This is a genomic window from Microbacterium sp. Cr-K32, from assembly GCF_000708345.1.
Taxonomy (GTDB): Bacteria; Actinomycetota; Actinomycetes; order Actinomycetales; family Microbacteriaceae; genus Microbacterium; species Microbacterium maritypicum_A.
In genome coordinates this window covers 72,197-91,787 of sequence record NZ_JARD01000009.1, presented here as the reverse complement: position 1 = coordinate 91,787, position 19,591 = coordinate 72,197, and the positions used below count along the sequence as shown (strand labels likewise).

Below are 19,591 nucleotides of genomic sequence, written 5' to 3'. Positions count from 1 at the left end.
CTGAACGAACCCGAAAGGACACCCCATGCGTCTCGAGAACAAGAAGGCCATCGTCACCGGCGGCGCCGGCGGCATCGGTCGCGCCACGTCGCTCGCGCTCGCCGCCGAGGGCGCGGCCGTCGCCGTCGTCGACCTGAACGCGGATGCGGCCGAAGCCGTAGCGGAGGAGATCCGCGCGACCGGCGGCACGGCCGTCGCGATCGCCGCCGACGTCGCGAGCGAGCCCGACATCGAGCGGGTGATCGCGACCTCCCTCGCCGAACTCGGCGGCGTGGACGTCGTCTTCAACAACGCCGGGATCATCCGTCGCACCACTGCGGTCGAGACGACCGTCGAGGAGTGGGACCGCGTCTTCGGCGTGAACGTGCGCTCGATCTTCCTGATGTGCAAGCACGTCGTTCCGGTCATGGAGGCGGCGGGTGGAGGCTCGATCATCAACACCGGATCGGGCTGGGGCCTCAAGGGCGGCGGCCAGGCCATCTCGTACTGTGCGTCGAAGGGCGCGGTCGTGAACATGACCCGCGCGCTCGCGATCGACCACGGCCCCGCCGGCATCCGCGTGAACTCGGTCAACCCCGGTGACGTGAACACCGGGATGCTGCGTGACGAGGCCCGGCAGCTGGCGCAGGACACCAAGGCGTTCCTCGCCGAAGCCGCCGATCGTCCGCTGCGCCGCATGGGTGAGCCGAACGAGGTCGCTCAGGCCGTGGTGTGGCTCGCGAGCGATGACTCCTCGTACGTCACGGGCTCGGCGCTCGTCGTCGACGGCGGGGGCATCGCCTAGCGAGGTGTCGCCACGGGGGACGTGTGTGCGTCGAGAGCACGGGATCTCGCCGAGCGCACGGCTCTTCGGCGTTGATACGCCGTGCGCTCGGCGACATGCCGTGCACTCGGCACCGGGGGCGAGGGCGAGGGCGAGGGCGAGGGCGAGGGCGAGGGGCGGATGCCCAGGACACTCGCGTAAAATCGGCACAATGACCGACGCCCCCTCCGACGCTGCACCCGACCTCGGACCGGGCGTCGACCCCGAAGATCTCGCCACCACGCTGCGCGTGCTGCGCGAGCTGCACCGGATCGACAACGAGCACCCCGACTTCATCGCGGTACGCCAGGCCACCGCGGCGATGTTCAAAGACGTGAAGCGGGTGCGCCGCAAGCAGATCCGTGACGCGATCGCCGAGGCCGACAAAGCCGTGGTGGCCCGCACCGCCACGGGTGCCCCCGACCGCATCGACGACGAGACCCGCGGCCATGACCTCGCCACGAGCGTGGTCGACGCCCCGATCGCGGGCGAACTGCTGAAGCCGCGCAACTGCTACATCTGCAAGCAGCCGTACACCGTGGTCGACGCGTTCTACCACCAGCTCTGCCCGGACTGCGCCCGCTTCAGCCACGGCAAGCGCAACGCCCGCACCGACCTCACCGGCAAGCGCGCCCTGCTCACGGGCGGCCGCGCCAAGATCGGCATGCACATCGCGCTGCGGCTGTTGCGTGACGGCGCGCACACCACGATCACGACCCGCTTCCCGCGCGATGCCGTGCGGCGCTTCTCGGCCCTGCCCGACTCGGCGGACTGGCTGCACCGCCTGCGGGTGGTCGGCATCGACCTGCGCGATCCCGCCCAGGTGATCGGCCTCGCCGACTCCGTCGCCGCGCAGGGGCCGCTCGACATCCTCATCAACAACGCCGCGCAGACAGTGCGCCGCTCGCCGGGGGCGTACTCGCTGCTGGCGGATGCCGAGCTGCAGCCCCTCCCCGACGGACCCCTGCCCGAGATGGAGACCTTCGGGCACACGGCCGACCCGCACCCGCAGGCGTTGCAGGCTTCGGTCGACGCGCATCCGCTCCTCTCGGTCGCGGCCCTGGGTGGCACGGTCGCCGAGCAGGGTGGCCAGGCGCTCACCGCCGAAGACCTCGCCCGACTCGCGATGGCCCCCGGATCCTCCTCGCTCGAGAAGCACGCCGACGGCACAGCGATCGACGCCGGCGGGCTCGTGCCCGACGTGAACCGCGTCAACAGCTGGGTGCAGTCGATCGAGCAGGTCGATCCGCTCGAGATGCTCGAGGTGCAGCTCGCCAACACGACCGCGCCGTTCCTGCTGATCAGCCGTCTGCGCACCTCGATGGCCGCGTCCGATGCGCACCGCAAGTACGTCGTGAACGTCTCGGCCATGGAGGGCCAGTTCTCACGCCGCTACAAGGGCCCCGGCCACCCCCACACGAACATGGCCAAGGCTGCTCTCAACATGCTCACACGCACGAGCGCGGGCGAGATGCTCGAGAAGGACGGCATCCTGATGACCGCCGTCGACACCGGCTGGATCACCGACGAGCGTCCGCACTACACGAAGGTGCGCCTCGCCGAGGAGGGCTTCCATGCCCCGCTCGATCTGGTCGACGGCGCCGCCCGCGTGTACGACCCGATCGTGCGCGGCGAGGCCGGCGAAGACATCCACGGCGTGTTCCTGAAGGACTACGAGCCCAGCCCCTGGTGACGGGTGTGGGGCTTCCACCTGCATGAGGAGACCCCGGATGCATGAGGGTTACTCGGTGTGTTCGCATGCATCCGTTGATCGGTCATGCGGGTGGCAGACGGATGAAACGTCTTAGTGGGCGCGCGCGGCGAGATTCGCCGAGGCCCACTGCCCGAGTTGGTTCAGGATCGGCAGGAGTCCTTCCCCTGCGGGCGTGAGTGCGTACGACACGGTCACAGGCGGGCCGGCGTCGACCGTGCGGGCCACGAGTCCGGCCTCGGCGAGTTCGGCGAGGCGGTCGGAGAGCACGGTGTCGCTGATTCCGGCGACGGCCCGACGCAGAGCGACGAAGGTCGATGGACCCCCGCCGAGCGACGACACGATCATGCCGTTCCACCGCTTTCCGAGCACGCTGAAGGCGAGTGTGACGGCAACGTCGCACACCTGACGCTCTTCGTCGACCTCGGCCATGCCCTCATCCTATCGTGCTACGTTAATCACTGCCGCTAAGAAAAACCTAGCGACTACGAAAACGAGAGGTAGGCCCATGTCCCTGTTCCGCCTGGATGCCAGCATCCTTCCCGCGTCGTCCGCCAGCCGAGCGCTCGCCGACCTCGTCGAGGCCGAGTGGACCGCGTCCCACCCCGACTCCACGGTCACCCGCCGCGACCTGGCGAGCGACCCGGTGCCCGCGACCGCCTGGGCGGATGCCGTGACCGGCGGCTTCGTCGACGCGGCCCAGCGCACTCCCGCGCAGAACGATGCCCGCGCTCTCGCCTCGCAGTTCGCCGATGAGCTGATCGGCGCCGACGCGCTCCTGTTCGCGGTGCCGCTGTACAACTACGGCGTCTCGCAGCACTTCAAGACCTGGTTCGACCTGGCCTACACCGACGCGCGCATCGACCCGACCGGCACTGCGCTGAACGGCAAGCCCGCCACGCTGGTCACGGTCCTCGGCGGCAACTACGCGGCCGGCTCGCCCAAGGAGGGCTGGGACCACTCGACCGGGTGGCTGCGCCGCGTGCTCGAAGACGTCTGGGGCCTCGACCTGCGCGTCGTGCAGCGTCCGTTCACCCTGGTCGGCGTGAACCCGGCCCTCGACGCCTTCGCCGACACGGCGCGCGAGCTCAAGGAGAACGCCGAGGCCGACGCTCGCACCTACGGCCGAGAGCTCGCCGCGACGCGCGACCCCCGCGTGGCCTGAGTCGAGCGGCATCCGGTTCGTCTTCGGCGTCGCGTCGGGTATCTGGTTCGGGTATTTGGTCGGGCGTTCGGTTCACCCGTCGGAAGGATGCACGGATGTAGGGCGGGAGACCGCCTACCGGCCCGACATCCGTGAAATCCTCCGACATCTGAACCGGGCGGACGTGAGGGCCTCGGCCGAGGGGACGTGAACCGGGGTGGACCCGAGGGGCACCGGACCCGGGACGTGAACGGGAGGGCGTGAACCACGACCGACCGGCGTGCGGTCAGGCGGGAGGCTCCACCGGGTAGGGATGCGGGAGCCACACCGTCACGATCAGGCCGCCGTCCGTGCGCGGGGTGAGCACCAGAGTGCCGCCGTGCGCCTGGGTGATGCGGTCGACGATCGCGAGGCCGAGCCCCGCTCCGGCATGATCGTCGCTGCGGGTGCGCTCGGCTCCGCGCTGGAATGGCTCGACGAGCGTCGCCACGCGGTGGGCGGGGAGCACCTCGCCGGTGTTCTCGACGACCAGCGCGACCGCATGGGGCATCGAGTGGGTGCGCACGGCGACGGCTCCGCCGGACGGCAGGTTGTGCACGATCGCGTTGAGCACGAGGTTCGTCACCAGCTGCGGCAGGAGGGCGGCGGAGCCGAGCACCGGTGCCGGTACGCCGCCCACCTCCACGGCGACACCGCGACGATCCGCGAGGGGCACCAGCGCCTCGACTGCTCCCTCCGCGAGGAGCGACAGATCGACGATCTCGCGGGTGAACGTTCGTCGGTCCGCCCGGCTGAGCAGCAGCAGTGCCTCGGTGAGGTCGATCGCGCGGGTGTTGACCTGTTGCAGGCGTGAGATCAGCTCGTCGACGTCGCGCTCCGGGTCGTCGTGCGCGACCTCGAGCAGCGTCTGCGAGATCGCGAGAGGTGTGCGCAGTTCGTGCGAGGCGTTGGCGGCGAATCGCTGCTGTTCCGCGACGTGCGCCTCGAGCTGTTCGAGCATCGAGTCGAAGACGTCGGCGAGGTCGCGGAACTCGTCGCGGGGGCCGGGGAGAGCGATCCGATGGGAGAGCGATCCCTGCGCGGCGAGCCGCGCCGCGTCGCCGATGCGCTCCAGCGGCGCCAGCATCCGTCCGGCGAGCAGCCATCCGCCCCCCAGGCCCAGGGCGAGCAGCACGACCATGACGGTGGAGGCGACCGGCACGAACGCCCGGATCAGGTCGGAGCGGTTCGGCACGCGGACCTCGAAGTAGGGGATCTGCACGTCCGGCACGTACCGCAGCAGATACAGAGCCACGGCGGCGAGAAGCAGGAGTCCCGACACCAGCACGATCCCCGCATAGCTGAGGGTGAGCTTGAGGCGGGCGCTCATCCCGCGGCGTCTACGCATCGGCGTCCGTCCCGATCCGGTACCCGACGCCGGGCACCGTCAAGATCAGCCACGGCTCGCCCAGGCGCTTGCGCAGCGACGACACCGTGATGCGCACCGCGTTGGTGAACGGGTCGGCATTCTCGTCCCAGGCGCGCTCCAGCAGCTCCTCGGCGCTGACCACTCCGCCATCGGCGTCGACCAGCACTTCCAGCACCGCGAACTGCTTGCGCGTCAGAGCGACGTAGCGGTCGTCGCGGTACACCTCGCGACGGAAGGGGTCGAGGCGCAGCCCCGCGACCTCGAGCACGGGCGGCCGGCTGCGCTGACGGCGACGGTCGAGGGCGCGCAGGCGCAGGACGAGTTCGCGCAGCTCGAACGGCTTCGTGAGATAGTCGTCCGCGCCGATCTCGAAGCCGGTCGCCTTGTCATCGAGGCGGTCGGCGGCGGTCAGCATCAGGATCGGGATGCCGCTGCCGGAGGCCACGATCCACCGGGCGATGTCGTCGCCGGAAGGGCCGGGAACGTCGCGGTCGAGCACGGCGAGGTCGTAGGAGTTGATGCTCAGCAGTTCGAGCGCGGTGTCGCCGTCGCCGGCGATGTCGGCGGCGATCGCCTCCAGCCGCAGTCCGTCACGTACCGCCTCGGCGAGGTAGGGCTCGTCCTCGACGATCAGTACACGCATGGCTGCGATCCTACGCAGTGCGGCATATCGCGAGCATATGCAAAAGCGCATACGCCCCGGCAACCGGCCCCCTTCTTCACTGGGAGCATGAACACCCGCACCATCCCCCATCCACCGCGAGTGCGTCGCCGTCGCCGTGTCGTCGTCACGCTGATCGCGATCGCCGCGGCCGTGATCCTCGCGTTCGCGGTGCAGCAGTCGCTATCCGCGGCATTCGCCGATGCGGCGCACACGATCCCCTCGCCCGCCCCGACGCCCGTTCCGACCGGGGGATCCGCCGGCTCGGTGGTCGCCCCGACCGAGGCCGACGGTGTGATCCTCGACGATGACAAGCCCACGGTCTTCGAGGTCGACAGGGTCGCCGTCGGCAACCTCGACCCCGCTCTGCTCGCGGCGCTGCAGCACGCCGCTTCCGACGCCGAGGCCGACGGGGTGACCATCCGTGTGAACAGCGGATGGCGTTCTCCCGCGTTGCAGGAGTGGATGCTGCAGGATGCCATCGTCCAGTACGGATCAGAAGAAGAGGCGCGCCGCTGGGTGGCCACCCCCGAGACCTCGGAGCACGTGACGGGCGATGCGGTCGACCTCGGACCGTGGGCGGCGCTCGACTGGCTCGCCCAGCGCGGCTCGCGCTACGGCCTCTGCCAGATCTACGCGAACGAGTCGTGGCACTACGAGCTGCGCCCCGACGCCGTCGACGACGGATGCCCCGAGATGCTCGCCGACCCGACCGCCGACCCGAGGACGAAGCGATGACCACCCTTCTCGCCACCGAGCGCACCACCTACTCGCGTCTGCACGCGCCGACGCTCCACACCCTTCCCGGTGCCGTCGCCGAGAACCTGCGCCGTGTGCAGGCCGTGACCGCCGCGCCGATCATGGCCGTGGTGAAGGCCCACGGCTATGGGCACGGGGCCGTGGTCGTGGCCAGGGCCGCGGTCGCCGCCGGAGCCGGATGGCTGGGGGTGACCGATGTCGCCGAGGCGGTCGCGCTCCGCGATGCCGGGCTCGATGTGCCGATCCTCTCCTGGTTGAACCCGTCAGGTGTCGACGCGGACGTCGCCGCGGAGCACCGCATCGACATCGCCGTCGGTTCGGTCGAAGAGCTGCGTCAACTGATCGCCGATGCCGGGGATCCGGTACGCGTGCACCTGCATCTCGACACCGGCATGGCGCGGGGAGGGTGCCCTCTCGACGACTGGTCCGAGCTGTTCCGGCTGGCGCGTACCGGGCGGGGCAGGGTCGAGATCACGGGGGTCATGGGGCACCTGCCGCGCGCCGATGAGGCCGACCCGGCGGCGAACGCGGCAGCGGTGCTCCGGATGCGACAGGGGCGCGACGCCGTGCTGCGCGCAGGACTCGGCCCCGTACTCGTGCATCTCGCCGCGACGTCCGGAGCGCTGACCGACCCGGCGACCCATTTCGGCATGGTGCGGATCGGGGCGGGACTCGTCGGCATCGACCCGTCGGAGACGACCGCGCTGGTGGGGGCCGCGCGCTGGACGGCACCGGTCGTGCACAGCGTGCGCGTGCCGGAAGGAACCGCGGTCGGTTACGGAGGCGGGGCGGTGACCGATCGGGAGACGCACCTGGCCGTCGTCGGCGTCGGGTACGCCGACGGCATCCCGCGGGAACGGGAAGCGGGCGCCGGCGTGGAGATCGACGGGGTGAGGTATCCGCTCGTCGGGAGGGTGTCCATGGATCAGATCGTGATCGACACCGGCGCCGTGCGGTTCCCCCGGGGCACGATCGCAACCGTGTTCGGACCCGAAGGGGGAGCCGTGCCGTCGGTGCAGGAGTGGGCGCGGTGGGCGGGAACCATCCCGCACACGATCGTCACCGGAATCGGGCCGCGAGTGCAGAGGAGTGTCGCATGACGACGAAGGTGCTGGTCATCGGCGGGGGGCAGAACGCCGAGCACGAGGTGTCGCTGGCATCGGCAGCCGCGGTCGCCGCCGCCCTGCGGATGGGCGATCACGAGGTCACGTGCGTGACGATCGACCGTGACGGGATCTGGCGCGTCGAGGGCCGCCCGCACGGGGGCTCGGCCGCCGAGTCGCTCGCCCTCGCCCTTCCGCTGCTCACGCGGACCGACGTGGTCTTCCCCGCGGTGCACGGTGCCCCGGGCGAGGATGGTGCCCTCGCGGCGCTGTGCGCGCTCGCTGGCGTACGTGTGGTCGGCTCGGGCCTGCGCGCCGGAGCCATCGGCATGGACAAGTGGACGACGAAGCTGGTGGCTGATGCCGTCGGGCTGGGCACCGCACGCGGTCGCCTGGTCTCGGCCGACGACATCGGAGACGTGGAGTTCGAGGGCGAGGTCGTGGTGAAGCCGGTGTCGTCCGGATCCAGCCACGGTGTGGGTCTCGTGACGCGGGAGGAGGATCTGCTCGCCGCGCTGCACGAGGCCGCGCGCTTCGACCGCCGGATCCTGGTCGAAGAGGTCGTGCGGGGGCGTGAGATCGACGTGGCGGTGCTGCGTGAGAAGGGCGGCATCCGCTGGGCCGCTCCGCCCCTCGAGATCCACGCGACGGGATTGTTCGACACGGCCACCAAGTACGACGGCAGCGCGCGGTTCACGGTTCCGGCGCAGCTCGACGCCGGTGAGGTGTCGGCACTCAAGCGGGCGGCGATCGCCGTGTTCGATGCCCTCGGATGCGAGGGCGTGGCGAGGATGGACTTCTTCCTGACCGACCGCGGTCCGGTGCTGAACGAGGTCAACACGATGCCGGGGCTGACCGCGGCATCGCAGGTGCCGCGGATGTTCGCCGCGGCGGGGGTGACCTACGTCGACCTGGTGGCACGGCTCGTGCGCGCGGCGTCGTGACGGCGGCTCCCGCGCCACGCGTCGGATGGCCCGATATCGCGAAGGGCATCTGCATCATCCTGGTGGTGCTCTGGCACGTCGTGACCAAGCACGCGATCGAGGCCCCGGGTGCGGGGCCGGTCACCGACGCCTGGGCGACGCTGAACGCCCAGCTGCTGCCGTTGCGGATACCGCTGTTCTTCCTGGTCTCCGGGATGTTCGCCGCACGCGCGGTGCTCGTCGACGACGGCAGTTCCTGGCGGCGGCGCGCGGCACGGCTGACGATGCTCTACATCGTCTGGGTCGTCATCCAGACGTTCGTGCTCGCTCTGGCTCCCGACTTCGACACGGCTCGGGCGACCAGCGGGTGGGAGCTGCTCGCGCAGCTGACCATCAGCCCGACGAACCTCTGGTATCTGCTCGCGCTCGCGGTGTACCTGGCGATCGGTCGACTGAGTCGCCGCATCCCGGCGGTCGTGGTGCTGCCGGTCGCCTTCGTGATCGCGGCGGTCGCCGGGGCCGGGGTCATCCCCGACCTCGGCAACCTGTGGCAGCTGGTGCAGAATCTGTTCTTCTTCCTCATGGGGCTGCGGCTGCGCGCGGTCGTCGAACGGTTCGCGAAGAGCGTCAGGGTGTGGAGCACCGTCGCGCTCGCCGCCGTGTACGTCGCGGCGCTGGCCGTCGTGGCGGGCCTGGCCATCCGCCTGCTGCCGGGCGTGTGGCCCGCGCTCGCCCTGATCGCGGTGGCGTTCGGGGTGTCGCTCAGCGTGCTCCTGGACCGCCACGTCGACGTGGTCGCGCGGCCCCTGCGCTGGATCGGACAGCGCACCCTGCCGATCTACGTGCTGCACATGATGCCCCTCGCCCTCATCGATGCGGTCCTGCGCTCGACGCGCGGGCGGACGACGGACGTGGTCGAGGCCGTCGCCCCCATCCTTCTCACCGCGATCGTGATCGGGATCTGCCTGGGTGTGCATGCGCTGCTCGTGCGCTTCGGGCTCGGGGCGCTGTTCGATCCGCTGCGGGTGACCGACCGCTTCACGGCACGGCTGGTGCCTCGCGGGGGAGAGGGATGACGCCGATGAAGGGGCTCGATGAAGGCGTTCGAGGAAGGCCTCGACAATCGGCGGAGGACGGCGGATGCTGGAAGCATGGCGGCCTTCACAGCGGACAACGCATTCAGCGGATTCAGCGTCGACGACATCGACGCGGCGGAGGAGTTCTACGGCACGGCGCTCGGGCTCGACGTCGAGCGCAATGCGATGGGTTTCCTCGACCTGCGGCTGCCGAGCGGCGGATCGATCCTCGTCTACTCGAAGCCGAACCACACCCCGGCGAGCTTCACGATCCTGAACTTCCCGGTGGCCGATGTCGACGCCGCTGTGGATGAGCTCATCGCCCGGGGCGTGCAGACCAAGATCTACAGCGATGAGGAATTCCCGTCCGACGAACGCGGCATCGTGCGCGGCAACGGTCGGGGTCCGGACATCGCGTGGTTCCGCGATCCCGCGGGCAACGTGCTCGCGGTGATGCAGGCCTGACAGCGAGCCCGGAGGGTCTGCGCCCCGGAGACCGAGGTCCCCGGGGCGCAGTGCCTACCGACGCGGCTCAGCCGAAGACGGCGTCGGGGTAGAGACCCTCGGCGATCAGCCGGACCGCCGAGACGTTGCCGAGCGTGCCGGGGAACAGATCGGTCGAGGGCACCGCGATCAGGCGGCCGTCGCGCACGGCGGGCATGTCGGGGAAGGTCGCGGCGAGGTAGGAGCGGACCGCCGCCTCGTGAGCGGGGTCGGACACCGCGAAGACGAGCGCGTCGGGTGCTTCGGCGGCGAGGGATTCCGGGGTGATCTCGGCGGCGAAGAAGTCGGCGAACGCGGGGTCTTCCGGCGTGAAGACGTTGTCGGCACCGGCGCGCTGCAGGATGTCGTACTCGATGCCGGCGCCGATGGCGGTGAGGGTGGTCCCCTCGATGAAGACCTGCGCGACGCGGGGGCGATCCTGTCCCTCGATCGCGGTGTCCACGGTGGCGAGCTCGGCCTGCGACGACGCGATCAGGTCGTCCGCCTCGTCTTCCACGTGGAAGATCGCGCCGAGGTTCTCGAGGTCGGTGAAGAGGTCGTCGACCGTGCCCTCCATACGGCGGTCGAAGCAGCCGCCCGTCGCGGTGTACGCGGCGACCCCGGCTTCCGCCAGCTGCTCGATGCTGGCGAATCCCTGCTCGGCAGTGAACTCGTACGTCGTGGGCGAGTAGACGAAGTCGGGTTCGACGGCGAGGAGCTCTTCTCGGCTCGGAGGGGCGTCACCGCCGATGACCGGCACCTCGGCGGCGAGGTCCGCGACGTCGGAGGCCAGCTTCTGGGTCGTGGCCTGGGCCTGGCCGACGAGCGCATCGGCGAGGCCGAGACGCAGCAGCAGCTCGGTCTGCGACGGGTGCAGCCCGACGACGGCGGTGGGCGTGGACGGGATCTCGACCGTGCGGCCGCAGTTCTCGATCGTCACCGCCTCACCGGAGGCGGCGGGTGCCGTTCCGTTCGAGACCCCACCGCCGCATGCGGTGAGGGCGATCGCGCCCAGGCCGACGGTGACGGCGGCCAGCAGACGGGTGGTTCGGGTACGGGGTGTCATTCGTGTTCTCCTTCGTTGGTGCGGGGTGGGGGTATGAGTTCGGATGCCGGGGGATCAGCGGCCGACGGGCTCTCGGGGATGGAAGGTCATCGCGCGTGCCCCGGTGTCGACCTCGACGGCGATGCGGGCGGTGACGTGGAAGACCTCATCGACGAGCGCCGGGGTGAGCACCGTGTCGGGCGGACCGAAGGCCACGAGTCGGCCCTCGTCGAGCACGGCGACCTCGTCGCAGAACGCCGCGGCGATGTTGAGGTCGTGCAGGGCCGCGATCACGGTCGTGCCGAGTCCGCTCACGACGCGCATCAGGTCGAGCTGGTGCGCGATGTCGAGGTGGTTGGTCGGTTCGTCCAGCACGAGGATCTCGCCGCTCTGCGCGAGAGCGCGGGCGAGCATCACCCGCTGGCGCTGACCGCCCGAGAGCGAACGGACCAGGCGGTCGCCGAGGTCGTGCACGTCGGCGGTGCGCAGAGCCTCGTCCACGATGCGCTGATCCTCCGCGGTGTCCCGGCTGAAGGGCGGACGATGCGGCGAACGGCCCACGAGCACGGTCTCCCGCACGGTCAGGTCGAACTCGGAAGGGGAGTCCTGCAGCATGACCGACACCGTGCGGGCGAGGGCGCGCGGGGCCGGCTGCGACACGTCGGCGCCGTCGATCAGGACGCGCCCGGTGTGCGGACGCTGACCCGTGAAGAGCGCGCGCAGGAGCGTGGACTTGCCGCTGCCATTGGGGCCGAGCAGTCCCACGATGCGCCCGGTGCCGACCTCGAGGTCGATGCCGTGCAGCACGGTGCGACCGCCGCGTGCGACGCTCACGCCGTCGAACAGCACGCTCATCGGTCGAACCCCGCGCGCTCGCCGCCACTGCGCATCAACCACAGGAAGAAGGGGGCACCGACGAACGCGGTGAGGATTCCGAGGGGGATCTCGGTCGGCATCGCGACCGTACGGGCCAGCAGGTCGGCGACCATGAGGAACAGCGCGCCGCCGAGGACCGTGATCGGCAGCATCCGACGATGATCCGACCCGACCAGGAGTCTCGCCATGTGCGGCACGACGAGGCCGACGAAGCCGATGCCGCCGCTCACGGCCACGATCGCACCGGTCAGGAGCGAGGCGAGCACGAGCAGCAGCCCACGCAGCCGGGTCGTTCGTACGCCGACCGCCATCGCGGACTCGTCACCGGCGAGCAGCGCGTTCATCGACCGCGAGAGCCCGAAGACCGCGATGCAGGCGACGGCGAGTGCGACCGCGGGGATCAGCAGCGACGACATGTCGGCGGCCGACACGCTGCCGAGCAGGAAAAACATCACGCTGACGACGTTCTGGGCATCGGTGGTGAGCGTGAGGTAGCTGGTCACCGCGCTCAACAGAGCGCCCAGTGCGACGCCGGCGAGGATCATGCGGGTCGGAGACAGCTCTCCGCGGATGCGCGCGAGCATGGCCACGAGGATGCAGGCGACCATCGCGCCCACGAACGCCGCCCCGCTCATCGAGAGCCCGAGGAACGTCGCGCCGCCCGACACGATCACCAGCACGGCGCCGACACTCGCGCCGGAGGAGACGCCGAGGATGTAGGGCTCGGCGAGCGGGTTGCGCACGACCGCCTGCATCATCGCCCCGGCGAGAGCGAGACCTGCGCCCGAGAGCGCGGCGAGGAGCGACCGCGGCACCCGGAACTGCCACACGGCCTGATCCTGCAACGGCGTGAGGGTGCCGTCGGACATCCAGGGCATGCCGGGGGCCAGATGGCCGATCACGATCTTCGCGGCATCGAGGGGCGAGACCGTGACGGGTCCGGTGGCGGCCGAGAGCATGAGGACGAGCACAGCGAGCACCGTGATCGTCGTCACGGTCGGGCCGACGGGCAGCATCCGCCGGAAGCCGACGCGGCCGCCGGTGCGCCGACGAAGGCGCGGGATGCGCCGAACGGGGGTGCGCCGTGTGTCCGTCCCGGTGAGGGCTCCGGTGGATTCGCTCATCGGGCACGTCCCATCGTGGATTCGGTCGTGTATTCGGTCGTGTATTCGGCCGCGAAGTCCAGCACGGTGAGTCCCAGCTCGTGCAGAGCGGCGGACTCGTTCGCACCGTGTCCTGCCCCCGAAGCCGTCCAGAGCCGGGCGGACCCGCCAGCTCGTCGTAGCGCCTCGACCATCCGGTGCGTGTCGCGAGCGCGCACTCGGGTGTCCTCACCGAGTACGACGCCGAGATAGGAGGGGATCCGGGCACCGGCCGGAAGGGCTTCGGCCTGCGCCAGCGGAGACAGGGCCCGGAGGTGAGCGCGCGATTCGCGGGTGCCGTCATCGCCGAACTCCGCTCGCCAGCGTGCACCGAGCGGATGATCGTCCAGGTGGAGCAGATCGAGGGGAGCGGCGGTGGTGACGAATCCCGCGCACAGCTCCGGGTGCGCGATCGCACACCCGGCTGCGACGACCCCGCCCAGAGAGGCCCCGGCGAGGACGAGGAGGTCGGGTCGCGTGATCCCGGCCTCGATGAGTCCGCGCGCGATGTCGGCGAGGTCGGCGATCGTGCGGTGCTTGCTCCTGCCGCGGCCCCCCTCGCGCCACGCAGCTCCGCGCTCGCCACCACCGCGGAGCTGCGCGACGGCGTACGCTCCGCCGCATTCGACCCAGGCGGGCACAGTCGGCTCGAAGAGTGGAAGGTGCGGCACGCCGAACCCGCCGTAGCAGGTCAGGATCAGCGGCAGCGGACCCTCCGTTCCCGGGGGAGAGGTCACGTGGACGGTCAGGATCACGCCGTCGTCGGCGCGGATGTCGTGGCGGACGGTCGTGCCGAGGGGCCGCACGGCAGCGGCCGGCACCACCACGGTCCCCCGGCGCTCGCGCTGCAGGAGGCGAGGGGGAGTGAGCGGGCCCTCGACGCCGAGACGCAGCACGCCGTCGTCGACGCCGATCATCGTGGTGGTGAGCGCATCGGAGGAGCTCGACGCGGCCTCGATGCGCGCGACCTCGACACCGTCGACCAGGTCGATGAGCACGCTGCGCCCGTCGGCGACGGCGAGGACGACGACGCGGTCATCATGCACCGCGACATCGACGATCAGCGCGTCGGGATCGTGCCAGCGCCAGAGTGCATCGTCTTTTCCGGCGGCGTCTTTTCCGGCATCGTCTTTTCCGGCGGCGTCTTTTCCGGCACCGACGTTCGGCACGGCATCGAGCCCGCGGTCGTGCCACACCAGCACGCCGGTGCCGAGAGGGGAGGCCCGCAGGAGCGCCGGCCAGCGACCCAGCGATGCTCCGGTGCCCCGGTCGGTCAGCGTCGTGCCTCGCGAACCCGAGCTGAGGGCGCGCAAGCCGCTCTCCCCGCCGGGGAACAGTCGCAGTCGTGCATCGGCCTCGAGAGCGGCCGCCCGCTGCTCGCCGGTCTGCAGGTCCAGGGTCACGAGCATCCGGTCGCGGCTCGCGACGACGTCGAGGCTGCGCGAGTCGGGTGCCCAGAGCACGGTGTCGTAGCGCAGACGGATGTCGGGGTGCAGCTGCAGGGTGCCTCCGTGGGCATCGACGATGCCGAGGACGGCGTTCTCGTCGGCGGTGGGCGCCCACTCGACGGCGATGCGCCGACGGTCGGGCGACGGGAAGATCCGATGGAGGTGCCCGTCGGGCTCGATCACGGTCGTGCCGTCGAGGCGGTGGATACCGCGACGAGAGCGACCGTCGGCCCGACCCAGGATGAATCCCCCGACGGGAAGACCCGGTCGACCGTGACGTTCCGCACGTGCGAGGGCGTCATCGAGCACGGATCGGCGAGCGCTCATCGGCCGACCAGATCGTCGATGCGGTGGTCGGCACCGGCCCACAGCAGGTGCCCGCCCTCGTCGAGTGGGGTGGGGAGCTCGATGGTCGAGATGCCGCTGTCGTCGACGAGGTGGATCGTGCCGTCTCCGCCGCTGGTGACGGCGATCGTTCCGGTGCCGGGGTCGATCGCGATGGACCGGCGCTGTGCGGGGCGGCCGTCGACGCCGTCCCACGGCAATCGTCCTGCGCGGGGCGGGTGCGTCATCGCCGGGATCGGGGTGATCCGCGCGATGCGCGCGTCCTCCCGATCGATCACGATCACGACATCCCCGTCGGGATGGATGACGGAGACGGCTGCGACGCCCGTGGCGAGGGCGAAACGGAAGGCGAGCCCCGGCGGCAGCGGCACGGTGCGGGAGGCTCCCGACGCGAGGTCGATATCGACGAAGGTGTTGGTCCACTCCGCCCACGATCCGGGAGAGGCCGGTCCTCCGCGGACGATGCCGGTGGCGCGCCCGGTGTCGCCCGCGAGGCGCAGGTAGTACGCGCGTCCTGCGACGGGCCACGGGACGATGCCGATGGCGCGGGGAACTCCACCGTCGACGATGAAGCGCTCCAGACCGCGGCTCGTCGCGATGCCGATGATGCCGGAAGCGGGGTCCACCACGTCGCCGTGTCCGTCTGCAGCGAGGTCGTCGATGACGTGCCCGCGCAGGACCGGTGCGTGCGCTCCGACCTCGAGCGCCGTCGCGAGGGGCAGCGCCTCGACGGCTCCGGGTTCGCGATGGCGGAGCACGATCATCGGCTCTCCCGTGGCCTGATCCGGGGCGACCACGACGCCGGGCTCGCCGGTGCGCACGCGGAAGCGCACGGAGGAGTCGGTCGCGAGATCGACGACGGACACCAGGTCGGTCCAGGCTTCCTCGTTCATGCCCAGACCGGAGGTGACGACCACGTGGCGTCCGCTCGGATCGCAGGCCAGATGCTCCGCCGGGATGGCGATCGGGACGCGTCGTACGGAGTCCGCGTCTGCGATGACCAGCGCACCGCCGCGGTCGTCCGCGAACGCCCAGCGGCCGGATGATCCGGCGGGAAGCCGCAGGAAGCCCGCATGCTCGGCGAGCCAGCTGTCGGCGACGGCGACACGCCGGGAACCGTCATGGATCTCGTAGACGACTCCGGCCCGGTGATCAGCGGCGAGGAGGGGGATGGAGGAGGACATGTCAGCGATCCTAGTAGATATTGAGAATCATTATCATTTAGGGTCGTCAGTGTTCACTCACCGTGGACACCGCCCCGCACCCCGCGAGGCGGACCCCTCACAGAAGGAGAACGAAATGGAAAAGCAGATCCTCGCCGAGATCGAAGAGTCCGAGCAGCTGGCGCACCTGTCGGCATCGCACTCGAACGCCCTGGTCGAGAACCCGTTCGACTGATCGCGGATCCTTCCGTCGCGCTTTCGAGCGCACTCCCGTCCGGCCGGGCGTTCGCGCCCGGCCGGACCCCTCACCGAGAGACACCATGACTTCCGAACCCCGCATCCTGCCGCTCCCCGACACCGGGGCGCATCTCGTCGTCGGTGCCGACGGCCGCCCCCGGATCCGTCTGCGCACCGGACGACTCGTCCTGGTCGACGCACCGGCCGCCGCTCTGGTCGAGGCCCTCGAGAGCGGGGCCCACGGAGAGCGCTCGACCGCACTCGACCGGCTGACGCTCGAGGTGCAGGAACGCGAGTCCGCCGATGCCCTTCACCGCTGGCCGCAGGAGCGCCGCGACGTCTGCCTCCTCGGAACGGGTCCGCTCGTGCTCGACCTCGAGCGCGTGCTCGCCGCCTGGGGCGCCCGGGTCGCCGTCCTGGATCCGGAGGCGGCACCGTCCGAGCACGCCGCCCTCGTGGTCGCCTATGCCGAGGACGCCTCCGGCCGCCGCCGCTGGGCAGAGCTCGATCGGCTTCCGGAGCGGGGCACCGCGTGGCTCCGCGTGCACCGGGAGGGCGAGGTCGTGCTGATCGATCCGCTCGCCGTCGACCCCGGCGACCCCACCTCCGTGCAGGTGGCCGCGCGACGGGTGGCCGCGAGCAGCGCGCCCGCGTCGACCGAGGCCTGGCAGCGGGCGCGTCCGCTCACCCCTGGCGCGCTCGACGACGCGACCAGAGCGCTCGTGCTCGCCCGACTGCTGCACACCGTCCTCGCGTGGGCGCAGGAGGGCGCAGAACTCGACCGGCTGCGGACGACGCTCTGGAAGGTCGTTCCCTCAACCGGTTCCGTGAGCGCGCACACGGTGCTGCCCTTCCCCGCGGCCCCGCGCCGGGTGATCCGATGACGCCGCCGCGCGATGCCCGCCCTCATGCCGTGCTCGCGGAAGACGGCGCCCTGCTGCGCGGCTGGGTCTGGGAACCCGCGGAACCTCGCGGCGTCGTGCTCATCCGTACGCCATACGGCGCCTGGCGACACGGCGACACCGCACGCGCCTGGGTCGGGCGGGGCTACCGCTGCGTGATCCATGACGTGCGCGGACGCCACTCCTCCGACGGTGAATGGCGCCCCTACCTCGCGGAACGCAGCGACGGGCGCGCGGTGGTCGAGCAGGTCAGGGCCGAGAGCCCCGGGCTCCCGCTCGTGCTGTCCGGCGGCTCGTATGCCGCGCACACCGCACTCGAAGCGGCCAGGGCCGTCGTCGTCGAGGCCCTGGTGCTCCAGGTGCCGGCGCTCGGGCTCGCCGAGACCGCGTGGGACGAGAACGGGCGTCCCCAGCTGCGCGACCGGATCGGGTGGTGGCACCAGCACGGCCGCGGCCCGCGTTCTCTGGCGCCGCTGTCGGACGAGCAGCTCTCGGCCCGTGTCCGGCGGGCATCCGACGTGGGCGTGCATCGGGCCGCCGACGAGTGGGGGTGGTCTTCCGAGGTCCTGTCCGGATGGCGACGCCTCTGGTCTGCTCCGGCCGTCGACCTGGACCGTGCCTACGGGGCGCTCCGGGCACCGCTGCTGCTCATCCGCGGCGATCACGACTTCTTCTTCACGCATGCCGGTCGGCTCGCGGCCGCCTGGCAGGGCCCCGTCCACCTGGTCGACGGTCCGTGGGGACACCGACTGGCCGCGGACATCGACGACGACGATGTCCGCTCCCGGCTGCGCAGTGCGGGCGGCATCGGCGGCGTACTCGACTCCTGGCTCGCCGAGACCGGACTGCCGACCACGGCATCCGCGCTCCCTGCACCGGCGTCGTCGCGAAGCCGCCGGACCAGATCCGCCTTCGAACCCGAGACCGGCCGCTGGCGGTACGAGAGGACAGCATGAGCGTGCACGACAACCTTCACCGCCGCACAGCGCGCGCGACGCTGTCGGCCGAGGCGCTGGTCGACGCCGAAGCCGGCATCATCCGCTCGGTGCGGGAGGTGCCGCATCCGATCGGCGCCCCAGACCGGTACCTGGCCTTGACGGCATCCGTGGCCGACGCCCGGATCCTCGGCGAGTGGCCCGCCGATCGAGTCTCGCTCGGCACATCGTTCGGCGACCCCGCTCAGGCGCGCATCGCCGCGATCGGCGAGGGCGTGGAGCGGTATTGCGGCAACTGGCTGCCCGATGAGCTGCCTCGCGGCGAGCTCCGTGTCAGCACCGCCGACGAGCTGCGCGCCGACGGGGAGAGCGTCATCGACGAGTCCGATCTGCCGCGCTTCGCCGACTGGCAGCTCGCACGCCCCGGCTTCGCGTACCAGCGTCTGCTCCCCTCCACACCGACGCTCTGGGCACGCTGCGACGAGATCGACGGTGGCTCGGTGTGGGTGCCGGACTCTCTCGTGCACCTGAACTGGCGGCAGTCCCGGTTCCGCGCGCTGCCGCGGACACACCATCTGAACTACGCCGGCATCGCGACCGGCGCAGGGTTCGACGACGCCCGCGACCGCGGGGTGATCGAGGTCATCGAGCGGGATGCGCTCGAGGTGTGGTGGCACCTGGACGGACCGACGTTCGGCATCGATCCGGCCACGGTCCCCGGCCTGCTCGACGATCTTCAGGGGAGCAGCCTGCGGGTGTGGCTGGTGGCGATGCCCTCGGAGTTCGCTCCCGCGATCGGCGCGCTCGTGCACGACGAGGAGCGCGGGCTCTACGCCGCAGGCTTCTCGGCCTCGCTCGACCCGGCGCGGGCCGCGCGGAAGGCCGTGCTCGAAGCGGTGCACACCTGGATCTACACGCAGGGATGCACGACGGACGACGGATGGGTGTTCCGCGCGGTCGCTGCGGGACTGATGGCGAAGGGCCTCACCCTCGACTTCCGTCCGCACGCCGACTACCTCGCCGCGGCCGGGCCGCAGTTCGAGAATGTGATCGACCTCGGCGCGCACGTGCAGGTGTGGCTCGACCCGAGCGTGCACGACGAGGCCCGGCGGTTCCAGTCGCCCGCGCAGGGCGTGCGTCCGCTGAGTGCGGTGGACCCGGTCACGATCGACGAGGTGTACGGGCGTCTGCGCGATCGCGGTCACCGCGTCCTGACCCGCGACCTCACGACCTCCGACGTGCGACGCACCGACCTGCGCGTGGTGCGTTCGATCGTGACCGGACTCGTGCCCAACGCCCCGGCGGCGTTCTCGTACCTCGGAATGCCACGGTTCCGCGAGGCGGCCGAGGAGCGCGGCTGGCGCACCACCTGGACCGGCGGCCCAGAGGACTTCACGCTCCTCCCGGCTCCGCACATGTGAGGTCCGT

20 protein-coding genes are annotated in these 19,591 nt (G+C 71.0%); 12 read left to right on the top strand and 8 right to left on the bottom strand.

What is annotated here, in order from left to right; all coding sequences use genetic code 11:
- The first annotated feature begins 25 nt into the window (after positions 1–25).
- Both GZ64_RS0103575 and GZ64_RS0103570 read left to right on the top strand, forming a co-directional pair.
- Complete coding sequence (locus GZ64_RS0103575) at positions 26–784, top strand: SDR family NAD(P)-dependent oxidoreductase (RefSeq protein WP_029260110.1); 759 nt, start codon at positions 26–28, stop codon at positions 782–784.
- A gap of 190 nt (positions 785–974) precedes the next feature.
- On the top strand, positions 975–2,495 hold the full coding sequence (locus GZ64_RS0103570; RefSeq protein WP_029265149.1) for an SDR family NAD(P)-dependent oxidoreductase: 1,521 nt from the start codon (positions 975–977) through the stop codon (positions 2,493–2,495).
- 111 nt (positions 2,496–2,606) lie between these two features.
- Here the strand turns inward: GZ64_RS0103570 and GZ64_RS0103565 are convergent, their stop codons facing one another.
- Positions 2,607–2,945, bottom strand: a complete 339-nt coding sequence (locus GZ64_RS0103565) for a winged helix-turn-helix transcriptional regulator (RefSeq protein WP_021198374.1) — start codon at positions 2,943–2,945, stop codon at positions 2,607–2,609.
- Positions 2,946–3,021: 76 nt separating this feature from the next.
- Between GZ64_RS0103565 and GZ64_RS0103560 the strand changes: the two genes are divergently transcribed.
- Positions 3,022–3,678 (top strand): FMN-dependent NADH-azoreductase, encoded by a 657-nt coding sequence (locus GZ64_RS0103560; protein ID WP_029265148.1) that lies wholly within the window; start codon positions 3,022–3,024, stop codon positions 3,676–3,678.
- 265 nt (positions 3,679–3,943) lie between these two features.
- Here GZ64_RS0103560 and GZ64_RS0103555 read toward each other — a convergent pair whose 3' ends face one another.
- Together GZ64_RS0103555 and GZ64_RS0103550 are read right to left on the bottom strand one after the other, a co-directional pair.
- Positions 3,944–5,026, bottom strand: coding sequence for a sensor histidine kinase (locus GZ64_RS0103555; RefSeq protein ID WP_029260107.1), 1,083 nt, complete (start codon positions 5,024–5,026; stop codon positions 3,944–3,946).
- Between the two features lie 10 nt (positions 5,027–5,036).
- Positions 5,037–5,708: a response regulator transcription factor gene (locus GZ64_RS0103550; RefSeq protein ID WP_021198371.1), complete on the bottom strand. Its 672-nt coding sequence runs from the start codon at positions 5,706–5,708 to the stop codon at positions 5,037–5,039.
- An 87-nt stretch (positions 5,709–5,795) separates the two neighbouring features.
- Here GZ64_RS0103550 and GZ64_RS0103545 point away from each other — a divergent pair, with 87 nt between their 5' ends.
- The 5 genes from GZ64_RS0103545 to GZ64_RS0103525 all read left to right on the top strand — a co-directional run bounded on the left by GZ64_RS0103545 (position 5,796) and on the right by GZ64_RS0103525 (position 10,052).
- Complete coding sequence (locus GZ64_RS0103545) at positions 5,796–6,464, top strand: M15 family metallopeptidase (RefSeq protein ID WP_029265146.1); 669 nt, start codon at positions 5,796–5,798, stop codon at positions 6,462–6,464.
- Positions 6,461–7,585 (top strand): alanine racemase, encoded by a 1,125-nt coding sequence (alr, locus tag GZ64_RS0103540; RefSeq protein WP_029265144.1) that lies wholly within the window; start codon positions 6,461–6,463, stop codon positions 7,583–7,585. Before GZ64_RS0103545 ends, alr begins: the two co-directional genes overlap by 4 nt.
- Positions 7,582–8,532: a D-alanine--D-alanine ligase family protein gene (locus GZ64_RS0103535; protein ID WP_029265143.1), complete on the top strand. Its 951-nt coding sequence runs from the start codon at positions 7,582–7,584 to the stop codon at positions 8,530–8,532. The genes alr and GZ64_RS0103535 overlap by 4 nt, the downstream gene beginning before the upstream one ends.
- A complete protein-coding gene (locus GZ64_RS0103530; protein ID WP_051667829.1) occupies positions 8,529–9,587 on the top strand; it encodes an acyltransferase family protein in 1,059 nt (352 codons plus the stop codon). The genes GZ64_RS0103535 and GZ64_RS0103530 overlap by 4 nt, the downstream gene beginning before the upstream one ends.
- Positions 9,588–9,662: 75 nt before the next feature.
- Positions 9,663–10,052: a VOC family protein gene (locus tag GZ64_RS0103525; protein WP_029260102.1), complete on the top strand. Its 390-nt coding sequence runs from the start codon at positions 9,663–9,665 to the stop codon at positions 10,050–10,052.
- A gap of 67 nt (positions 10,053–10,119) precedes the next feature.
- Here GZ64_RS0103525 and GZ64_RS0103520 read toward each other — a convergent pair whose 3' ends face one another.
- The 5 genes from GZ64_RS0103520 to GZ64_RS0103500 are packed head-to-tail and all read right to left on the bottom strand — an operon-like array spanning position 10,120 to position 16,110.
- On the bottom strand, positions 10,120–11,136 hold the full coding sequence (locus GZ64_RS0103520; protein ID WP_029265140.1) for an ABC transporter substrate-binding protein: 1,017 nt from the start codon (positions 11,134–11,136) through the stop codon (positions 10,120–10,122).
- A gap of 54 nt (positions 11,137–11,190) precedes the next feature.
- Positions 11,191–11,970, bottom strand: coding sequence for an ABC transporter ATP-binding protein (locus GZ64_RS0103515; RefSeq protein WP_029265139.1), 780 nt, complete (start codon positions 11,968–11,970; stop codon positions 11,191–11,193).
- Entirely contained in the window at positions 11,967–13,115 is a 1,149-nt protein-coding gene (locus GZ64_RS0103510; protein WP_029265138.1) for a FecCD family ABC transporter permease, read from the bottom strand. The genes GZ64_RS0103515 and GZ64_RS0103510 overlap by 4 nt, the downstream gene beginning before the upstream one ends.
- Complete coding sequence (locus tag GZ64_RS0103505) at positions 13,112–14,908, bottom strand: prolyl oligopeptidase family serine peptidase (RefSeq protein ID WP_029265136.1); 1,797 nt, start codon at positions 14,906–14,908, stop codon at positions 13,112–13,114. Before GZ64_RS0103505 ends, GZ64_RS0103510 begins: the two co-directional genes overlap by 4 nt.
- Positions 14,905–16,110, bottom strand: a complete 1,206-nt coding sequence (locus GZ64_RS0103500) for a hypothetical protein (RefSeq protein ID WP_029265135.1) — start codon at positions 16,108–16,110, stop codon at positions 14,905–14,907. Before GZ64_RS0103500 ends, GZ64_RS0103505 begins: the two co-directional genes overlap by 4 nt.
- A gap of 115 nt (positions 16,111–16,225) precedes the next feature.
- Here GZ64_RS0103500 and amiA point away from each other — a divergent pair, with 115 nt between their 5' ends.
- The 4 genes from amiA to GZ64_RS0103480 all read left to right on the top strand — a co-directional run bounded on the left by amiA (position 16,226) and on the right by GZ64_RS0103480 (position 19,584).
- Positions 16,226–16,324, top strand: a complete 99-nt coding sequence (gene amiA / locus GZ64_RS20255; protein ID WP_017831216.1) for a streptamidine family RiPP — start codon at positions 16,226–16,228, stop codon at positions 16,322–16,324.
- Positions 16,325–16,409: 85 nt separating this feature from the next.
- Positions 16,410–17,210 carry a hypothetical protein gene (locus tag GZ64_RS0103490; protein WP_029265133.1) on the top strand — a complete coding sequence of 267 codons (801 nt, stop codon included), beginning with the start codon at positions 16,410–16,412 and terminating at the stop codon, positions 17,208–17,210.
- Positions 17,207–18,184, top strand: a complete 978-nt coding sequence (locus GZ64_RS0103485; protein ID WP_029265131.1) for a CocE/NonD family hydrolase — start codon at positions 17,207–17,209, stop codon at positions 18,182–18,184. The genes GZ64_RS0103490 and GZ64_RS0103485 overlap by 4 nt, the downstream gene beginning before the upstream one ends.
- On the top strand, positions 18,181–19,584 hold the full coding sequence (locus GZ64_RS0103480; RefSeq protein ID WP_029265130.1) for a YcaO-like family protein: 1,404 nt from the start codon (positions 18,181–18,183) through the stop codon (positions 19,582–19,584). Before GZ64_RS0103485 ends, GZ64_RS0103480 begins: the two co-directional genes overlap by 4 nt.
- Positions 19,585–19,591 lie beyond the last annotated feature (7 nt).